We start from the raw sequence: 17,531 nt of genomic DNA on the forward strand, positions 1-17,531 counted from the left end.
GTCAGAAGCTGTAGACCAAGGTGGCGCGGCTGATCGTGTCGAGTTCGTGCCCGCCCTGCGGCGCATTCTGCTCGAACTGGACGTTGTATGACAGCCGCGCCTTCAGCGCGCCGATCAGCTTCGTGTCGAGCGAGGTGGTGGCGCTGGCGGTGGTGTCGCGCGCCTCGAAGAACAAGGCGGCGTCCTGGCTAAAGACTAGGGTCGGGGTGATCGCGACGCGCGCGCTCATCGCGGCGCGCCCGGCGAGCGTCGTGCGGTTGGCCAGATCGGTATAATCGGTCTGGCGCACCGCCGGGCCGCCTTCGACCTGCAGTTTCAGATCGCCGCGGTTGAACACCGTGTAGCCGACGCCGGTGCCGCCGGTGAAGCGATGGTTGTAGCCAAGAAAGCGGTCATGCTCATACTGGCCAAGGCCGTAGACATAGAGCTTGTCGTTGATCTTGTAGTCGGGCTGATAGAGCGCGACGACACGCTCGGTGGTCGTCACGTGATCGGTCTGCTGGTAATCCAGCCGGCCGGAGAATTTCTGGATCCAGTTCAGCCCCTCGCGATTGAGCTTCGCCGAGGCGTAGATCCCCAGTTGCTGCGTGCTGCCGGTCGAGCGGCTGGCGCCGAACTCCAGCTCGCCCTTCCAGATCTCGAAGAACCGCGCCGATGCGATCCGCGCCTGCTGGCGCTCATTCTCTTCCTTGCGGGCGCTGGCGAGGATCGCGGCGTCGCCCGCGGCGAGCCGGTCGATCTCGGCCGCGCGATCGGGGAAGGTCGCCTTGGCGACGCCGACCACCGCGTTGATCGTCGCATCGTCGCCCGAACGATAAGCCGCGGCGATCATCGCCGCCAAGGCGTCGGCCGCATCGGGATTGGCGGGCACGGGCGGAACGGTCGGATCGGCCTGAATGCCCTTGGGCTTCGGCTTGGGCGCCGCCGGCGGCGCGAGTGCAGGCACGGGTGCCACGCCGACGAAGGGCGAGCTGAGGTCGACCTGCGCCATGGCAGGCGCGGCGGCCGCCAGGGCGACCGCGAAAGCTGGAAGGCAGGCACGCGGTGGCATCATGAGGTCACCCGATCAGCGGCAGGAACTCGTCGAGTACGGCGTGGTACAGGGCCTTCTTGAACGGCACGATCATGTCGGGAAGATGACGCGGATCGGCCCATTTCCACGCCCGGAACTCGGGGTGCTTCTGGTCGATGTGGACATCGGCGTCGGTGCCGAGAAAGCGGGCGAGGAACCAGGTCTGGCGCTGGCCGCGATAGCGCCCGCGCCACAACTTGCCGACCAGGTCGGGCGGCAGATCATAATCGAGCGTGCGTGGGGCGGTGGCGATGATCTCCACCAGATCGGGGCTAATGCCCGTCTCCTCCTCAAGCTCGCGCAGCGCGCCCGCGCGCGGCTCCTCGTTCGGATCGAGGCCACCCTGGGGCATTTGCCACGCCTCCACCGCATTATCGATCCGCTGGCCCACCCACACCCGATCGTCGGCGTTGAGCAGCATGATGCCGGCGGCGGGACGGTAGGGGAGGTCGGTCATCGGCGGTGCTCCTTGGGGCGTATGAAGGCAGATCGCCCAGAAGCGGGCCGGTATCAAGATTGTGTTCAGCGCGCGGAGGCTTCAATGGAGATATCAGACCGATATCAACCGGAGACCAAGATGAAGGCCTTGCTGCCATTCGCGATCCTGCTGGGGGCCAGCGCCGCCTCCGCCGTGCCGGCCGTGCCGCCGACGCAATTGCAGCGGACCCAGCTGACCCAGCCCGGCGCGCCGCAGCCGGCCAAGCTGCCGGGCGTGTCCGATGCCGGCAACGCCATCCTCGCCAAGGCGCAGACGACGCCCGATCCGATGCTCGTCGATCTCGCCGGCAAGCAGCGGGCCGTGCATCAGCAGATCGTGGCCGCCGTGATGGCGCCGACCGTCGATCTCACCAAGCTCGGCGCCTTGCTGAAGCAGCAGCAGGGCCTGATCACGCAGGTGCTGGCGCGTCGCGACGATCGGCTGCTGCAGGTTGCCGCGCAGCTGACGCCGGCCGATCGCTCGGCATTCCTGCATGCACTCGCCAACCCGCCGGGCGGCGGCGCACCGCGCTAAGCCGGTCTTCGGCGGCCTAGCCGATCCGGATACGGTGGCGGGTGGGATAGCCATCCGCCACCAGGTCGGCGACCGCTTCGCCGACCACCTCGGGCGACTTCAGCGTCGCCTGATCTTCGCCCGGAAAGGCCGCGCGCCGCATCGCGGTGGCGGTGGCGCCGGGATCGACGATCGCGACGCGCAGATCGCCCAATCCCTCCATCTCCTCGGCATAAGCGAGGACGAGCGTCTCCAGCGCGGCCTTGGACGCACCGTAGGCGCCCCAAAAAGCGCGTGGCTTCGCGCCGACGCTGGAGGTGAGCGCGACGAGGCGCGGGCGCGGGCTCTGCCGCAACAACGGATCGAACGCCGCGATCAGCGCCTGATTGGCGCCGATGTTGAGCGACAGCAGCCGCGAAAATTCCTTGGCGTCGATCGACGGCACCGGCGCGAGCGTGCCGAGCATCGCCGCGTTGAGCACCATCGTGTCGAGCCGGCCCCAGCGCTCGCCCACCGCCGACGCCAGTCGCCCGATCGCATCGCCGTCGGCAAGGTCGATCGGCGCGATGGTCGCGGTGCCGCCGGCGGTGTGGATCGCCTCCTCGGTCTCCTCCAGCCCGCCGGGGGTGCGTGCGGTCAGCACGACGTGCGCACCTTTCGCCGCCAGCGCGCGCGCGGTCGCCGCGCCGATGCCGCGGCTGGCGCCGGTGACGAGCGCGATCGTGTCGGAAAGCGGGTGGTCGGTCATCGGGCGGCGGCTCCTGGCTGGGGCCGCGCGGCTATCAGGCCATCACCCGCTCGTCCAGCAACGCGAACTGGTCGGGCACCGCCGCCTCGTCATGGTCGGTCAGGGTGGTCGGGTAATCGCCGGTGAAGCAGGCGTCGCAATGGCTCGGGCTGGCGGCGTCGCGGCCGGGCTCGCCCATCGCGCGGTAAAGTCCGTCGACCGAGACGAAGGCGAGGCTGTCCGCGCCGATATAGGCCGCCATCTCCTCCACCGTCATGCGCGCGGCGAGCAGCTTGGCCCGCTCCGGCGTATCGACTCCGTAGAAGCAGCTGTGCCGCGTCGGCGGCGAGGCGATGCGCATGTGCACCTCGGTCGCGCCGGCATCGCGCATCATCTGCACGATCTTGAGGCTGGTCGTGCCGCGCACGATCGAATCGTCGATCAACACGATCCGCTTGCCCGCGAGCAGCGCGCGATTGGCATTGTGCTTCAGCTTCACGCCAAGGTGGCGGATATTGTCCGCCGGCTGGATGAAGGTGCGACCGACATAATGCGAGCGGATGATGCCCAGCTCGAACGGCACGCCGCTCTCCTGAGCATAGCCGATCGCGGCGGGCACGCCCGAATCGGGCACGGGGATCACATAATCCGCATCGGCCGGATTCTCGCGCGCGAGCTCTGCGCCGATCGCCTTGCGCACCGAATAGACCGACTGGCCGTCGACGACCGAATCGGGACGCGAGAAATAGACCTGCTCGAACACGCAGGGCCGTGCGCGTACCGGCGCGAACGGGTGGATCGAGCGGATGCCGCTTTCCGACACGGTGATGAGCTCACCCGGCTCGACATGGCGTACGAATTCGGCGCCGCACACGTCGAGCGCGACCGTCTCCGATGCGAAGATAGTCGCGTCGCCCAATTTGCCCATCACCAGCGGCCGGATGCCGAGCGGATCGCGGCAGGCGATCATGCCCTCGGGGGTCATGCAGATCAGCGAATAGGCGCCCTCGATCCGGCGGAGCGCGTCGATGAAGCGGTCGATCAGGGTGCGATAGCTGGAGGTGGCGACGAGGTGGATGATCGTTTCGGTATCGCTGGTCGACTGGAAGATCGAACCACGGCGGATCAACTCGCGCTTGAGCGTCATCGCGTTGGAGATATTGCCGTTATGCGCCACCGCGAAGCCACCTGAGGCAAGCTCCGCGAACAACGGCTGGACGTTGCGGATCGCGGTCTCGCCGGTCGTCGAATAGCGCACGTGGCCCATGCCGACGCGGCCCGACAGGCTGCGGATCACGTCGTCGCGATCGAAATTGCCGGCAACGTGGCCCATCGCGCGATGCGTATGGAACAGGTGGCCGTCCCAGGTGGTGACGCCCGCCGCCTCCTGGCCGCGATGCTGGAGGGCATGGAGACCGAGCGCCACGATGGCGGCGGCAGATTCGACGTCGTAAACGCCGAAAATGCCGCATTCCTCGCGGAGATGGTCGTCGTCGAAGGGATTCGTGGTGAGCATCGCCCGCCTCTGGGTGGAACGCGTGGCGGATATAGGGCAGCCAAACACGATTGTCGCCCTCCGTGACGATCATGTGACGAATTCCGTTGGTTACCGTGATCGGCTAGGGGCGTCGGCCATGACCGACGATCGCGAACAGGGCACGCGCCTTCAGCTCAAATGGGATGCGGCCGGGCTCGTCACCGCCGTGGTGACGCATCACCAGACGGGCGAGCCGCTGATGGTGGCGCATATGAACGAAGAGGCGCTGGAGCGGACGATCGCCGGCGGCGAGGCGTGGTTCTGGTCGCGTTCGCGCGGGCGGTTGTGGCGCAAGGGCGAGACGTCGGGTCATGTGCTGCGCGTGATCGAACTGCGCGTCGATTGCGATCAGGACGCGCTGTGGCTGCGCGCCGATCCCGCCGGCCCGGCCTGCCACACCGGCGCGACGAGCTGCTTCTACCGCCGAATCGAGAATGGTGCGCTGGTCCGCGCCGATTGAGTGCCAATCCCGTCCTCGCGATCGATATGGGATAGTTACTGCCGGTGATTTACCAATAACCTTCACACAATCGGCATATTTACTTTAAAAGTTGCTGCGTTTTGCAGTATTAACGCTCTTTAAATATCGACACTGCGCGAACACTTGCCCATGAGTGCGGCACGGCCAGCGGATGGCCGGTGTACAGTAGCTTGGGAGTTGTTATGAAGGTTTGGACCTATCTCGCCGGCGTCGCTCTTCTCGCGGGCGCCAGCTCCCAGGCGGATGCCACCATCTCGCTTTTCCTGCAGACGAGCGGCGTGAACAACGGCAACGTGACCTATGTGGGCGCGTCCAACTCCAACCTGTTCACCTACAATGGCAATTATGGTGCCTTCTCGATCGGCGTTTCGGCCGGCGGTTCGGCCACCGGCGCCGATTTCTTCACGCAGACGCTCGACACCAGCGCCGATCTGGCCGGCTCGCTGACGATCTACCTCGTCAAGTCGGGCCTGACCGCACAGCCGGCGAGCCTGCTGAGCACCTTCACCGCCAACGGCTACAACCTGGTCTCGGTGGCTGAATCGACCTTCATGAACGACATCGAGCTCGCCAACGCGATGTTCGACACGACCAATCTCGGGTCGACCTATTCGGTCAGCGCGCCGTCGGCCGGCACCGACGACAGCTACGAGGTCGCCAAGTACACGGTCACTACCGCCGATGGCGGCGGCACCGCCAACAGCACGATCAACATTACCGCGGGCGCGGTGCCGGAAGCGGCGACGTGGGCGATGATGCTGGTCGGCTTCGGCCTGATGGGCTTCATGCTCCGCCAGCGTCGTCCGGCGAACGTGACCTTCGCCTGACGTCTCCGGCGGCGAACCCTTCGATCTGGACAGGAGAGGCCGGCGGACGCGAGTCCGTCGGCCTTTTCGTCATGAAAGCGCGGCGAACCGCGCCTCGATCGCGTCCCAGATCAGCGCGGGCGTATCGGTGCCGTTGAAGGCGTCGATCGCGACGATGCCGGTGGGCGAGGTGACGTTGATCTCGGTCAGGTAGCCCGCAATCACGTCGATGCCGACGAAGACGAGCCCGCGCCTCGCCAGTTCGGGGCCGATCTTCGCGCAGATCTCAAGCTCGCGCGGGGTCAGCTCGGTCGCCGCGCCCTTGCCGCCGACGGCGAGGTTGGAGCGGATCTCGCCCGCCTTGGGCAGGCGGTTGACCCCGCCCGCCGGCTTGCCGTCGACCAGCACGATGCGCTTGTCGCCCTTCGCCACGTCGGGAAGGAACGCCTGCACCATGAACGGCTCGCGCCACACCTGCCCGAACAATTCGGTGAGCGCGGCAAGGTTCGCGTCCTTCGCGCCGACATGGAACACCGCCGAGCCGGCATTGCCGTAAAGCGGCTTCACCACCACCTCGCGATGCTCGGCATGGAAGGCGCGCGCCTCGTCCAGCCGGCGCGTGATGAGCGTCGGCGGCATGAACTCGGCATAATCGAGCACGAACAGTTTCTCGGGTGCGTTGCGCACCGCCGCCGGATCGTTGACCATCAGGGTGCGGTGCTGGATGCGTTCCAGCAGATGGGTGGCGGTGATGTAGGCGAGGTCGAACGGCGGATCCTGCCGCATCAGCACCACATCGACATCCTCGGCCAGATCGAGCGTCATCGGCGCGCCCGAATGGTGATGGTCGCCCGCGACGCGCTGGACGGTGACAGGGCGCGCCGGCGCGGTCAGCCGCCCGTCGCGATAGGACAGGTCGCCCGCCGCATAATGGAACAGGCTGTGCCCGCGCGCCTGCGCCGAAAGCATCAGTGCGAAGGTCGAATCGCCGGCGATGTTGATCGTCTCGATCGGGTCCATCTGGACCGCGACGCGCAGGGCCATGTCGTCCTCCTTTGGGGTCGAGCGCGCCGATAGGCGCTCGCGCGCCGGCTGTCACCCGATCCAGGCATTCTCGATGTGGCGCAGCCGGCGGCCGGGCGCGATCAGGATGACGTCGATCCGCATGTCGTCGTTCGGCTGGAGGAAGCGCGGCGCCAGTAGCTCGGCCGCCGCGGCGACGCGGGCGAGGCGGCGTTCGTCGATCGCGAAGTCGAGCTCGGCGTCGGTCGCCCGGCTCTTCACCTCGACGAAGGCGACGAGGCCCGATCGCCGCGCGACGATGTCGATCTCGCCCACCGGCGTGCGGACGCGGCGCGCGAGGATGCGCCAGCCCTTCAGCCGCAGCCACCACGCCGCGCCCGTCTCGGCCACGCGCCCGCGTCGTTCGGCGCTGCGCCGATCGGTCACCGGGCCTTCAGCTCCAGCGCGCGCGCATACAGATCGGCGCGGGCGAGGCCGGTCGCCTGCGAAACCTCCTTCGCGGCCTTCGCGGCCGGCATCCGCTCCAGCGCGCGGACGAGCAGCGCGTCCGCATCGACTGCCCCTGCCAGCGGCGCTTCGCCGGGCGGGGCGACGACCACCACGATCTCGCCCTTGGGCGGCGCGTCGGCATAGCGGGCGGCGAGCGCCGGCAGCGTATCGGCGACGCATTCCTCGTAGGTCTTGCTGATTTCGCGCGCGACCGCCGCCTCGCGTCCGCCGAGCCCCTCCGCCAGCGCGGCGAGGGTCGCGCCCAGCCGCGGCCCCGATTCGTAGAATACGAGCGTCGCCCGGATCGCCGACACCTCGGCGATCGTGTCGGCGCGTGCCTTGGCCTTGGCGGGCAGGAAGCCCATGAACAGGAACCGGTCGGTCGGCAGCCCCGCCAGCGTCAGCGCCGCGATTGCAGCGCACGGGCCGGGGATAGTGACGATCGCATGGCCCGCCTCGCGCGCCTCGCGCACCAGTTTGTAGCCCGGATCGGAGATGAGCGGCGTGCCCGCGTCGGAGACGAGCGCGATCGCCTCGGTCGCCATCCGCGCGATCAAGCCGGGGCGGACGCGGTCGGCATTATGGTCGTGATAGGGGATCATCTGCCGCTTCGTACCGATGTGGGCGAGCAGCTTGGCGGTGACGCGGCTATCCTCCACCGCGATCGCATCGGCTTGGCCAAGGATCGTCGCGGCGCGCGACGAGAGGTCGGACAAGTTGCCGATCGGGGTCGCGACGATGTAGAGGCCCGGCGCAAGACGCCCCTCTTCGGGTTGGAACAAGGACATAAACGGACCATGGCAGAGGCTGGTGCCCGGCGGCAATCTTCACGCACGATCGTGACGCGCTTCATGACGGCGGCGCTCGCGCTGGCGCTGGCGGGGTGCTCGACCGTGGTGCCGCATGGCCGCGGCCCGGAGCGGGCCGTCGCCCCGCCGCCGCCGCCCGTTGCAGGTCCGGCGCCCGCGCCGCAGACCGGGCTTCCCGTCGATGTCGAACGGCATCGCGTGGCGCTGCTGGTGCCCCTGACGGGGCCGGCCGCGGCGGTCGGGCGCTCGATCGCCGACGCCGCTTCGCTCGCTTTGGTCGATACCGGCGGCAAGGCGTTGCGCATCACCACCTACGATACCGCGCCGGGCGCACAGCTCGCCGCGCAGAAGGCGCTGGCGGAGGGCAACGGCCTGATCCTCGGCCCGCTTCTCGCCGACGACGTGCGTGCGGTGGCGCCCACTGCGGCGGCGGCCGGCGTGCCAGTGATCGCCTTTTCCAACGATTCGTCGGTGCTGGGCGACGACGTCTGGCTGCTGGGATTCTCGCCGGGCCAGTCGATCGATCGGGTGGTGCGCTATGCCAAGAGCCGGGGGCTCACCCGCTTCGCCGGGCTGATCCCGCAGGGCGTCTACGGACGCGGCGCCGCCAGCACGCTGATCCACACGGCCGAGGCGGCCGGCGGGAGCGTGGTCGCGATGCAGAGCTTCAACCGCAGCCCGAAATCGATCGCCGATGCGGTAACGTCGCTGTCCAAGCAGAAGTTCGATGCGGTGCTGATCGCCGACAGCGGGCGCATCGCGGTCGCGGCGGCGCCGCTGCTGCGCAAGAACGGCGTGGCCGCGAAATTGCTCGGCACCGAATTGTGGAATGCCGAGCCGGGCCTGAATGCCGCGCCGGTGATGGCCGGTGCATGGTTCGCCAGCGTCGACGACACGACCTTCGGTCAGTTCGCGACGCGCTACAAGGCGCGGTATGACGGCCGCACGCCCTATCGGCTCGCCAGCCTGGGTTATGACGGCGTGCTGCTCGCCGCGCGGATCGCGTCCGATTGGAAGATGGGCGCGCCGTTCCCGGTCGATCGACTGGCGGACGAGGGCGGCTTCTCCGGCGTGGACGGCGCGTTCCGTTTTTCCGGCGGCCACGTCGCCGAGCGCGCGCTGGCGGTGCATCAGGTGGGCGCCGGCGGCACGGTCGTGTCGCCCGCGCCGACCGCCTTCTAGCGCCTCAGACGGCGATCTCGCGCAGGATCGCGTCGAGCAGGAGCATGCCGGCCGGCAATACGCGCAGGCGCTCCGCATCGCGCGCGACGAGGCCCTGCCGCTCGAGTCGCGCCACCCGCGCGTCGTCATAGGCGCCGGCGATGCGGGCGAGCGGTACGCCTTCCTCCAGCCGTAGCCCCATCAGCAAGGCCTCGACCGGGCGCGTCGCCGCATCGAGGGCTTCTTCCTCGGCGATGCCGTTGCCGGCCGTGTCGATGCGCGCGAGCCAGTTCTCGGGTTTCTTGGCCCGCACCGTCGCGATGCCCGCGCGCCGGCCATGCGCGCCGGGGCCGACCCCGACATAGTCGCCGTAGCGCCAGTAAGTGAGATTGTGGCGGCTCTCCTGCCCGGTGCGCGCGTGGTTCGAGATTTCGTAGGCGGGCAAGCCGGCGGCGGCGGTGACGTCGCGCGTCAGCTCGAACAGAGTGGCGGCCTCGTCGGGATCGACCGTCTCCAGCCTGCCTTGTGCCACCAATGTCGCGAAGCGCGTGCCCGGCTCGATCGTGAGCTGATAGAGCGACAGGTGATCCGTGCCGAAGCCGAGCGCGCGGGCGAGTTCAGCCTCCCATGCCGCGATCGACTGGCCGGGCCGCGCATAGATCAGATCGGCGCTCACCCGGTCGAAGGCGCGCTGCGCGACGTCGAGGGCTGCCAGCCCTTCGTTCACGTCGTGCGCGCGGCCGAGGAAACGCAGGGCTTCGTCGTCGAGCGCCTGCAGCCCCAGGCTCACGCGATTGACGCCCGCCGCCGCCAGATCGGTGAAGCGCGCCGCTTCGACCGAAGAGGGGTTCGCCTCCAGCGTGATCTCGATATCGGGCGCGAAGCTCCAGCGCGTCTCGGCTGCAGCGATCAGCGCCGCGACGGTGGAGGGCGGCATCAGCGAGGGGGTGCCACCGCCGAAGAAGATCGAGGTCAGCCGTCGCCCGCTGGTGCGCTCGGCCTCATAAGCGAGGTCGGTCAGCAGCGCGTCACGCCAGCGCGCCTGATCGACGCCGTCGCGGACGTGGCTGTTGAAGTCGCAATAAGGGCATTTGGAGACGCAGAACGGCCAGTGGACGTAGAGCGCGAGCCCGTCGGCGTCGGTCAGGGCGCCAGGCACGCCGCCACCAGCTTGGCGAACGCCGCCGCGCGATGGCTGATGCGGTTCTTCTCGGCGGGATCGAGTTCGGCGAAGGTCTGGTCGTAGCCATTGGGCATGAACATCGGATCATAGCCGAAGCCGATCGTGCCGCGCGGCGGCCAGACAAGGTGACCCTCGGCGCGCCCCTCGAAGCTCTCGACATGGCCGTCGGGCCAGCAGAGCGACAGCACGCTGACGAAATGCGCGTCGCGCCCCGCATCGGGATCGGCCGCCGCCAGCGCCGACTCGACCTTCTCCATGGCCATGGTCCAGTCGCGGCCGTTCGGCGTCTCGGCCCAATCGGCGGTATAAACGCCCGGATCGCCGCCGAGCGCGTCGACGCACAGCCCGCTGTCGTCGGCGAGCGCGACGATGCCGGCCAGATCGGCCGAGAAACGCGCCTTCAGCTCGGCATTGGCGAAGAAGGTCGTGCCGGTCTCGACCGGCTCGGGAATGTCGAGCGACGCCGCCGAGACCGGTTCGATGCCATAGGGGGCGAGCAGGGCGCGGATCTCGCGCACCTTGCCCTCATTGTGGCTGGCGATGACGAGCGTGCCGGGCTGGAGCCGGCGATGCGGCACCGCGGGCGGCTCGTCGTCGACCAGCATGATCGTCACCTGCCCACCGCCAGCCGCTGCGCGGCGAAGATCTCGCCGCAGCCGATGCGGGCGAGGCGGAGCAGGCGCAGCAGCGCTTCCTCGTCATAGGTCGCGCCCTCGGCGGTCGCTTGCGCCTCGGCGATGTTGCCGTCGGACAGGAGCACGAAATTGGCGTCGGCATGCGCGTTCGAATCCTCGACATAATCGAGGTCGAGCACCGGCGTGCCCTCGTAGATGCCGCACGAGACCGCGGCGACCTGCGACTTGATCGGATCCTGCGCCAGCAGGCCCTGCGACAGCAGCCCGTCGACCGCCAGCCGCAGCGCGACCCACGCGCCCGAGATCGAGGCGGTGCGCGTGCCGCCGTCGGCCTGGATCACATCGCAGTCGAGCGTGATCTGGCGTTCGCCGAGCGCGGTCAGATCGACCACCGTCCGTAGCGAGCGGCCGATCAGCCGCTGGATTTCCTGCGTGCGGCCGGATTGCTTGCCCTTGGCGGCCTCGCGCTGGCCGCGCGTGTGCGTGGCGCGCGGCAGCATGCCATATTCGGCGGTGACCCAGCCCTGGCCCTTGCCGCGCAGGAACGGCGGCACGCGCTCTTCGATCGAGGCGGTGACCAGCACCTTGGTGTCGCCAAAGCCGATCAGGCACGAGCCCTCGGCATGGCGGGTATAGCCAGGCTGCACGCTGATGGCGCGCATCTGATCGGGCGCGCGGCCACTGGGACGCATGGTGATCCTTATTCGCTGGTGGAGCCGCGCCTTAGACCCGCCCGGTCGCCACCGCAAAAGCTTTCGGCGCGCGCCCCAAGCCCTTACATGAAGCACGGATGCCACCCGTCGCTGAATTGTCGGCCCGCGCGCGCCAGGTGTTCCGCCTCGTGGTGGAAGGTTATCTCGATTCGGGGATGCCGGTGGGATCGCGCACCATCGCGCAGTTGGGCGGCCTCAACCTCTCGCCCGCATCGATCCGCAACGTGATGCAGGATCTGGAGGAGCGCGGGCTGCTCGCCGCGCCACACGCGTCGGCCGGGCGTATGCCGACAGAGGGCGGGCTGCGCCTGTTCGTCGATGCGATGATGCAGGCGACCGAGCCGTCCGATCTCGAGCGCGCCGCGATCGAGGCGCAGGCGCGCGGCCCGATCGAGGAAGCGCTCGTCGCGACCAGCCAGGTGCTGTCAGGCCTGTCGGCCTGCGCCGGCATCGTGCTGGTGCCGCGCCGCGAGCCGGTGCTGCGCCAATTCTCGTTCGTGCCGCTGAATGGCGGGCAGGCGGTGGCGGTGCTGGTCGGTGCCGATGGCTCGGTCGAGAATCGCGTGGTCGATATTCCGGCCGACGTGGTGCTCGGCGCGCTCGACGAAGCGGGCAATTATATCAGCGCCCGGCTGGCGGGGCTCACCCTGCCGCAGGCGCAGGCGCGGCTGATCGACGAGATCGCGCAAGGCCGCGTCGCGCTCGACGAGGCAGCGCGCGGGCTGGTCGCGCGCGGGCTGGCGTTATGGTCGGAGGATGGCGCGCACCGTCCGGTGATGATCGTGCGCGGCCAGGCCAATCTGATCGACGCGACCGCCGCCGCCGATCTGGAGCGCGTGCGCCAGCTGCTCGACGAGATCGAGGGCAAGGAGGAGATCGCCCGGCTGCTGGAAAGCGCGCGTGGCGCCCGCGCGATGAAGATCTTCATCGGATCGGAGAACAAGCTGTTCGCGTTGTCGGGCTCGTCGGTGATCGCCGCGCCCTATCATGATGCCGCCGGCCGGGTGGTCGGCGTGGTGGGGGTTATCGGGCCGACGCGATTGAACTATGCGCGCGTGGTTCCCATGGTGGAATTCACCGCACAGACACTGACGAGATGGATGGCATGACCGAAGAGACGACCACCCCCGACGCCGACCTGCGCGACGAAACCGCGGCCGCAGCGCCCGAAGTGGCCGAGCATGACGACGCCACCGCGCTTCGCGCCGAGATCGAGGATCTGAAGAAGCAGATCCTCTATGCGCAGGCCGAGGCGCAGAATGTACGTCGCCGGCTGGAGAAGGACGCCACCGACGCGCGCGCTTATGCCGCCACCGGCTTCGCACGCGACATGCTGTCGGTCGCCGACAATCTAGCCCGCGCGCTCGCCGCGATCCCGGCCGAACTGCGCGAGGGCGAGAGCACCAAGGGCCTCGTCACCGGCATCGAGATGACCGGCAAGGAGCTGGACAATGTCTTCCAGCGCAACGGCATTACCCGCATCGAGGCGATCGGCGCCAAACTCGACCCCAATCGCCACCAGGCGATGATCGAGATGCCGAGCGATCAGGCCCCTGGCACGATCGTGCAGGAGATGCAGGCGGGCTACATGATCAAGGATCGGCTGCTCCGCCCGGCGATGGTCGCCGTCGCAAGGGCGCCCGATCAGCCGCGCGTGGATCGCGAGGCCTGATTTCATCGCTTGCGTCGATCATCTTGCCGAATCTGCGGCGCGCCGCAACGCAACCGCTGAGGCTTTGTTCCGACGGTAACGTCTCTTCCCTAGGTGCAGGGCATCGGGGACGAGCATGCGGTCGTTACGAGGCAAAGTGTTAGGGATCGGGCTCGGGTCAGCCTTGGTGTTCGCGCTGACCGGCGTGAGCGCCGAGGAGACGCTGCCACAGGCATCGCCGCCGGCGCTGGTCGAGGCGCGTGCCGACGCGAACACGCTATCGGTGATGACCTACAATATCGAGGGGCTGCCGACGCCGGTCCGGTTCGGGCGCAGCGACGCCGCGCGCCGGATCGCCGAGCAGCTGGCGGCGATGCGCGCCGATGGCGCGCAGCCGCATGTCGTCGTGCTGCAGGAGGCGTTCGGGAGCGCGCAGCGCTCGATCGGGCGCAAGGCAGGCTATCGCTATGTCGCCTTCGGACCCGATCGTGATCTCGTCAATCACGAGCCGGAGAGCGATGCCGACCGCGCATTCGCCCGGCGCGGCAATTTCATGAAGGGTGAGGGCATCGGCAAGTGGGCGGGCAGCGGGCTCGCCATCCTGTCCGATTACCCGATCGTCTCGGTCGCGCGCACGGCATTCCCGACCTTTGCCTGCGCGGGTTACGACTGCCTCGCCAACAAGGGCGTCATGCTCGCGATGGTGCAGGTGCCCGGCGCCGCGCAGCCGGTCGCCGTCGTCGCGACCCACATGAATTCGCGGCAGGCATCGGGCGTCTCCGCGGATCGCTTCACCTATGCGTGGATGCGCCAGTCGGAAACGATCGGTTCGTTCCTGAAGGCCAATCTGGCAGCCGGCACGCCCTATGTGTTGGCCGGCGACACCAATATCGGCAAGTCGGTGGAGCGTCGCGCGGCATTCGAGGCGATGCTGGCGAGCCTGCCGCGCGCGACCGATGCCGGCGTCGTGCGCACCGCGCTCGGCACCTGTCTGGGTGCCGACAGCGGCTGCGCGCTCGGCCAGGCGGTGGAGGTCAAGAAGGCCTTTCGCCGCGGCAAGGATTGGCAGGCTTATGCCTCGGGCGCGGAACTGGCGATCGCACCGGCGGCCATCGACGCCCCGTTCGGGCACGATGCGAACGGCCGGATGCTGTCCGACCATATCGGCTACACCGCTTTCTATCGTCTCGCCGATGCGCGGCCCGCGGCGGGCGGGGTCGTCGCGCTGCGCTGACGCCTCCGCTCTCCGCGTCATGCCAGCGGACGCTGGCATCTCGTGCGGTGGCGCGTTGAAGCGGCAGACCCCAGCTTTCGCTGGGGTGGCGATGCTTCTGCCGGGGTGACAGAGGGAAGCGGGGGTGAACGGGTGCGATCCCTCTAGCCTTCGCCGCGCTTTCCCCTTACATGCGCGCGGCTCTTTCTCACATCCGCGAGACAATCATGAAAATCAGCGGCGTGGACATTCGTCCCGGCAACATCATCGAATATGAGGGCGGCATCTGGCGCGCCGTCAAGATCCAGCATACCCAGCCCGGCAAGGGCGGGGCCTATATGCAGGTCGAGATGAAGAACCTCATCGACGGCCGCAAGAACAATGTCCGCTTCCGCTCGGCGGAGACGGTCGAGCGCGTCCGTCTCGATACCACCGACTTCCAGTTCCTGTTCCGCGACGGCGACCAGCTGACGTTCATGGACAAGCAGACCTACGACCAGATCACGCTCGACGCGGGCATCCTCGGCGACGCCGCGGCGTTCCTGCAGGACGGCATGGACGTGGTGATGGAGCTTTACGACGAGCGCCCGATCTCGGTGCAGCTGCCCGACACGATCGAGGCGACGATCGTCGAGGCCGACGCGGTGGTGAAGGGGCAGACCGCCTCGTCCAGCTACAAGCCGGCCGTGCTCGACAATGGCGTGCGCGTGATGGTGCCGCCGCATATCTCGTCGGGCACGCGCATCGTCGTCGACGTGTACAGCCAGGAATATGTCCGCCGCGCGGAGTGATCCTGTCGAGCCCTCCCGGTTTGGGAGGGCGTAAGGCGGGGGATATGCCCTCGTCGTGATAGTCCTTACCCTTCCGCGCGCCTTTGCGCGCGGGCCCTCTCCGTCGGGAGAGGCGATCAGGAGCTTCTAGTGGCAGCCCATTCCGGCCTCATCACCGTCATGGAGCGCGCCGCCCGCAAGGCGGCGCCGCGCCTGCGCCGCGATTTTGGCGAGGTCCAGCAACTCCAGGTCTCGCGCAAGGGTCCGGCCGACTTCGTCAGCCAGGCCGACCAGCAGGCCGAGGAGACCCTCTACGAGGAGCTGAAGAAAGCCCGGCCCGACTGGGGCTTCCTCGGCGAAGAGGGGGGCGCGCGCGAGGGCGATCCCACCAAGCCGCGCTGGATCGTCGATCCGCTCGACGGCACATCCAACTTCCTCCACGGCGTTCCGCACTTTGCGATCTCGATCGCGGTCGAGGAGCCGAAGCCGAACGGGCAGGGCGAAATCACGCAGGGACTGGTCTACCAGCCGCTCACCGACGAAAGCTTCTGGGCGGAAAAGGGCCGGGGTGCGTGGCTGTTCGACAAGCGCCTGCGCGTGTCGGCGCGGCGCGACCTGTCGGAGGCATTGGTCGCGACCGGCATCCCGTTCATGGGCCACGGCGATTTCGAGCAGTGGACGCGCATCTTCGCGCATGTCGGACCGCAGGTGGCGGGCATTCGCCGCTTCGGCGCCGCCGCGCTCGATCTGGCGTGGGTGGCCGCCGGGCGCTTCGACGCTTATTGGGAAAGCAACCTCAAGCCATGGGATACGGCGGCGGGCATGCTGCTGGTCAAGGAAGCGGGTGGCTTCGTCACCGATTTCCGCGGCGGCGACCAGCCGATGATCCGCAACGAATATCTGGCCGCCAGCGACAGCATGCATTCCAAGCTGCACAAGCTGGTCGCGCAGGCGCTGCGCAAGGCGTGAACCGCTTTTAATTAAGCCGCCGTCATCCCAGCGAAAGCTGGGATCTCCCGAAGCATGCGCGCGCCCTGTCCGAACGAGATCCCAGCGTTCGCTGGGACGAGGGCGTTCAGCGTGGCCGGCTGATCGGCATGCCGCCTGCCTCGCGGTGGCGGATGATGCGCAGATAGCCTTCGACCAACGCGCCGTTGACCGCATCCCACGAATAACGCTCGCTTGTGGCACGGCCCGCGGCGCCGGCCTCGGCCCGCGCGCCCGGATCCTCGCAGTAACGGCGCAGCGCCTGCGCGAACTGCTCGCTCGCGCCGGGACGGATCAGGCGGCCGGTCACGCCTTCCTCGACGAGGCTGAGGCTGCCGGTCGCGCGCGCCGCGATCACCGGCAGGCCGCACGCCATCGCCTCCAACGTGACGTTGCCGAACGTCTCGGTCACCGACGGGTTGAGCAGCATGTCGGCACTGGCGATAGCGCGGGCGAGATCGTCGCCGCGCTGGAAGCCGGTGAAGATCGCATCGTCGGGCAGCCGCCCCTGGAACCATTGCCGCGCAGGGCCCTCGCCGATCACCAGCACGCGCGAGCGCACGCCGCTCCGCCGCAGCACGTCGATCGATTCGGCGAAGACGTCGAGCCCCTTCTCCATCACGATGCGGCCGATGAAGGCGATCACCGGCTCGTCGTCGCGAATGCCGAGTGCGCGCCGCCACACCGGATCGCGCCGCGCGGGGTTGAAGATGTCGGTCTCGACGCCGCGCGACCAGATGCCGACGTCGTAGCTCATGCGTTGCTCGCGCAGCACCTGTGCCATCGACTCGGACGGTGCGAAGATCGCGTCGCAGCGGCGATAGAGGCGACGGATCACCGCCTCGATCGCGGGCTCGAGGAAGGCCATGTTATAATAGCGGAAATAGGTCTCGAACCGGGTGTGGACCGAGGCCACGACCGGCACGTTCCAGCGACGCGCCAGCGTCACCGCGCGATGGCCGAGGAATTCGGGCGACGAGATGTGGAAGATGTTCGCGCCGAAATCCTTGAGATCGCGCTGCACCTTGGGCGTGATGCCGAGCGGCATGCGATATTCGGCGCGGCCGGGGAAGGGGATGGCGGGCACGCCGATCACCTTGCCGATCGACGGGAAAGCCGGGTTCGGGCTCTTGGGGCTGTAGATCCGCACCCGCGCGCCATTCTTCTGCAGATAGCCGGTCAGGCGGTTGAGCGCCTGGTTGGCGCCATCGCGCACATAATTATAGTTGCCCGAGAACAGGGCGACGCGAAGATCGGATACTTCCATGCGCGGGGTGGTTAGC

General features: G+C 68.3%; 20 protein-coding genes. 9 read left to right on the forward strand and 11 right to left on the reverse strand.

Going from position 1 to position 17,531, the window contains the following annotated elements; genetic code table 11:
- Position 1: 1 nt before the first annotated feature.
- Both K8P63_RS09055 and K8P63_RS09060 read right to left on the reverse strand, forming a co-directional pair.
- Positions 2-991 carry a DUF481 domain-containing protein gene (locus K8P63_RS09055; protein WP_223799475.1) on the reverse strand — a complete coding sequence of 330 codons (990 nt, stop codon included), beginning with the start codon at positions 989-991 and terminating at the stop codon, positions 2-4.
- Between the two features lie 67 nt (positions 992-1,058).
- The gene (locus tag K8P63_RS09060) at positions 1,059-1,529 is read right to left on the reverse strand and encodes an RNA pyrophosphohydrolase (RefSeq protein WP_223799476.1); all 471 of its coding nucleotides are present in this window, start codon (positions 1,527-1,529) and stop codon (positions 1,059-1,061) included.
- 120 nt (positions 1,530-1,649) lie between these two features.
- Here K8P63_RS09060 and K8P63_RS09065 point away from each other — a divergent pair, with 120 nt between their 5' ends.
- Positions 1,650-2,084, forward strand: a complete 435-nt coding sequence (locus tag K8P63_RS09065; protein ID WP_223799477.1) for a hypothetical protein — start codon at positions 1,650-1,652, stop codon at positions 2,082-2,084.
- 16 nt (positions 2,085-2,100) lie between these two features.
- Here K8P63_RS09065 and K8P63_RS09070 read toward each other — a convergent pair whose 3' ends face one another.
- On the reverse strand, positions 2,101-2,811 hold the full coding sequence (locus K8P63_RS09070) for an SDR family NAD(P)-dependent oxidoreductase (protein ID WP_223799478.1): 711 nt from the start codon (positions 2,809-2,811) through the stop codon (positions 2,101-2,103).
- A gap of 34 nt (positions 2,812-2,845) precedes the next feature.
- Positions 2,846-4,306, reverse strand: coding sequence for an amidophosphoribosyltransferase (gene purF, locus K8P63_RS09075; RefSeq protein ID WP_223799479.1), 1,461 nt, complete (start codon positions 4,304-4,306; stop codon positions 2,846-2,848).
- 118 nt (positions 4,307-4,424) lie between these two features.
- Here purF and hisI point away from each other — a divergent pair, with 118 nt between their 5' ends.
- Together hisI and K8P63_RS09085 are read left to right on the forward strand one after the other, a co-directional pair.
- Positions 4,425-4,787 carry a phosphoribosyl-AMP cyclohydrolase gene (hisI, locus tag K8P63_RS09080; protein WP_223799480.1) on the forward strand — a complete coding sequence of 121 codons (363 nt, stop codon included), beginning with the start codon at positions 4,425-4,427 and terminating at the stop codon, positions 4,785-4,787.
- Positions 4,788-4,990: 203 nt separating this feature from the next.
- Complete coding sequence (locus tag K8P63_RS09085; protein WP_223799481.1) at positions 4,991-5,635, forward strand: PEPxxWA-CTERM sorting domain-containing protein; 645 nt, start codon at positions 4,991-4,993, stop codon at positions 5,633-5,635.
- Between the two features lie 69 nt (positions 5,636-5,704).
- Here the strand turns inward: K8P63_RS09085 and gshB are convergent, their stop codons facing one another.
- The 3 genes from gshB to rsmI are packed head-to-tail and all read right to left on the reverse strand — an operon-like array spanning position 5,705 to position 7,914.
- The gene (gene gshB / locus K8P63_RS09090) at positions 5,705-6,658 is read right to left on the reverse strand and encodes a glutathione synthase (RefSeq protein ID WP_223799482.1); all 954 of its coding nucleotides are present in this window, start codon (positions 6,656-6,658) and stop codon (positions 5,705-5,707) included.
- Between the two features lie 51 nt (positions 6,659-6,709).
- Positions 6,710-7,063: a YraN family protein gene (locus tag K8P63_RS09095; RefSeq protein ID WP_223799483.1), complete on the reverse strand. Its 354-nt coding sequence runs from the start codon at positions 7,061-7,063 to the stop codon at positions 6,710-6,712.
- Positions 7,060-7,914: a 16S rRNA (cytidine(1402)-2'-O)-methyltransferase gene (gene rsmI / locus K8P63_RS09100; protein ID WP_223799484.1), complete on the reverse strand. Its 855-nt coding sequence runs from the start codon at positions 7,912-7,914 to the stop codon at positions 7,060-7,062. The genes K8P63_RS09095 and rsmI overlap by 4 nt, the downstream gene beginning before the upstream one ends.
- 9 nt (positions 7,915-7,923) lie before the next feature.
- On the opposite strand from rsmI, the gene K8P63_RS09105 reads away from it, so the two are divergent.
- The gene (locus K8P63_RS09105; protein ID WP_223799485.1) at positions 7,924-9,117 is read left to right on the forward strand and encodes a penicillin-binding protein activator; all 1,194 of its coding nucleotides are present in this window, start codon (positions 7,924-7,926) and stop codon (positions 9,115-9,117) included.
- Positions 9,118-9,121: 4 nt separating this feature from the next.
- On the opposite strand, the gene hemW is transcribed toward K8P63_RS09105, so the two are convergent.
- The 3 genes from hemW to rph are packed head-to-tail and all read right to left on the reverse strand — an operon-like array spanning position 9,122 to position 11,606.
- Positions 9,122-10,255 (reverse strand): radical SAM family heme chaperone HemW, encoded by a 1,134-nt coding sequence (gene hemW / locus K8P63_RS09110; protein ID WP_223799486.1) that lies wholly within the window; start codon positions 10,253-10,255, stop codon positions 9,122-9,124.
- Entirely contained in the window at positions 10,240-10,884 is a 645-nt protein-coding gene (gene rdgB / locus K8P63_RS09115) for an RdgB/HAM1 family non-canonical purine NTP pyrophosphatase (RefSeq protein WP_223799792.1), read from the reverse strand. Before rdgB ends, hemW begins: the two co-directional genes overlap by 16 nt.
- Before the next feature lie 5 nt (positions 10,885-10,889).
- Positions 10,890-11,606, reverse strand: coding sequence for a ribonuclease PH (gene rph, locus K8P63_RS09120; RefSeq protein ID WP_223799487.1), 717 nt, complete (start codon positions 11,604-11,606; stop codon positions 10,890-10,892).
- Positions 11,607-11,704: 98 nt separating this feature from the next.
- On the opposite strand from rph, the gene hrcA reads away from it, so the two are divergent.
- The 5 genes from hrcA (at position 11,705) to K8P63_RS09145 (ending at position 16,230) form a co-directional block, all read left to right on the forward strand.
- Positions 11,705-12,736, forward strand: coding sequence for a heat-inducible transcriptional repressor HrcA (gene hrcA, locus K8P63_RS09125; protein WP_223799488.1), 1,032 nt, complete (start codon positions 11,705-11,707; stop codon positions 12,734-12,736).
- Positions 12,733-13,299: a nucleotide exchange factor GrpE gene (gene grpE, locus K8P63_RS09130; protein WP_223799489.1), complete on the forward strand. Its 567-nt coding sequence runs from the start codon at positions 12,733-12,735 to the stop codon at positions 13,297-13,299. Before hrcA ends, grpE begins: the two co-directional genes overlap by 4 nt.
- A gap of 166 nt (positions 13,300-13,465) precedes the next feature.
- Positions 13,466-14,512 carry an endonuclease/exonuclease/phosphatase family protein gene (locus K8P63_RS09135; RefSeq protein WP_223799490.1) on the forward strand — a complete coding sequence of 349 codons (1,047 nt, stop codon included), beginning with the start codon at positions 13,466-13,468 and terminating at the stop codon, positions 14,510-14,512.
- Positions 14,513-14,718: 206 nt separating this feature from the next.
- Positions 14,719-15,282, forward strand: a complete 564-nt coding sequence (efp, locus tag K8P63_RS09140) for an elongation factor P (protein ID WP_223799491.1) — start codon at positions 14,719-14,721, stop codon at positions 15,280-15,282.
- A gap of 129 nt (positions 15,283-15,411) precedes the next feature.
- On the forward strand, positions 15,412-16,230 hold the full coding sequence (locus tag K8P63_RS09145; RefSeq protein WP_223799492.1) for an inositol monophosphatase family protein: 819 nt from the start codon (positions 15,412-15,414) through the stop codon (positions 16,228-16,230).
- Positions 16,231-16,336: 106 nt separating this feature from the next.
- On the opposite strand, the gene K8P63_RS09150 is transcribed toward K8P63_RS09145, so the two are convergent.
- Positions 16,337-17,515 carry a glycosyltransferase family 4 protein gene (locus tag K8P63_RS09150; RefSeq protein WP_223799493.1) on the reverse strand — a complete coding sequence of 393 codons (1,179 nt, stop codon included), beginning with the start codon at positions 17,513-17,515 and terminating at the stop codon, positions 16,337-16,339.
- Positions 17,516-17,531: the final 16 nt, after the last annotated feature.

Origin of the sequence: Sphingomonas nostoxanthinifaciens, assembly GCF_019930585.1 — a bacterium.
Classification (GTDB): domain Bacteria; phylum Pseudomonadota; class Alphaproteobacteria; order Sphingomonadales; family Sphingomonadaceae; genus Sphingomonas_I; species Sphingomonas_I nostoxanthinifaciens.